We start from the raw sequence: 500 nt of genomic DNA on the forward strand, positions 1-500 counted from the left end.
GCTTTTAGAGCCGCCAAGTCTTCTTTGATTCGGTCTGGGCGCGTTGAACCGGTGACGACTGCTTTGACCGCTGGATGCGCCGTTGAAAATTGCAGCGCAGCATCTTTTAATTGCACGCCGTGGTTTTGGGCGACTTCATGGAAACGCGCTACCCGCTGTTTGATTTCTGGCGTAATTTCTGCGTAATCGAAATGATCGCCGCCAAGCAAGGCGCCAGAGTTGAATGCCGAACCGATGACAAGACCGCCCTCTGTTTTCTCAGCAAGCGGCATCATGCGCTCCAACGCTCGCTCGTGCTGCAAAAGCGTGTACTGCGTCGCGGACAAACTCAAATCAGGGTGTGCGTGTTCCAGCTCGAGTGCGACTTCGATTGGTGTCGTCGTATTGACGAAAAAAAAAAAAAAAAATAAGAGAAAACAAGAAGCTATGACGAAGGACGACATAGAGACATGAAAGAAAGGACAAAGAGCCAACGGTGAGCACAAACAAGCAACACAAGA

At 50.2% G+C, this 500-nt stretch carries 1 protein-coding gene; it reads right to left on the reverse strand.

Going from position 1 to position 500, the window contains the following annotated elements:
* Positions 1-500: aldo/keto reductase (locus BHE18_RS22765; RefSeq protein ID WP_171910763.1), on the reverse strand; the 500-nt coding region annotated here is incomplete at both ends.

The sequence above is a fragment of the Rossellomorea aquimaris genome, assembly GCF_001877785.1.
Classification (GTDB): Bacteria; Bacillota; Bacilli; order Bacillales; family Bacillaceae_B; genus Rossellomorea; species Rossellomorea aquimaris_A.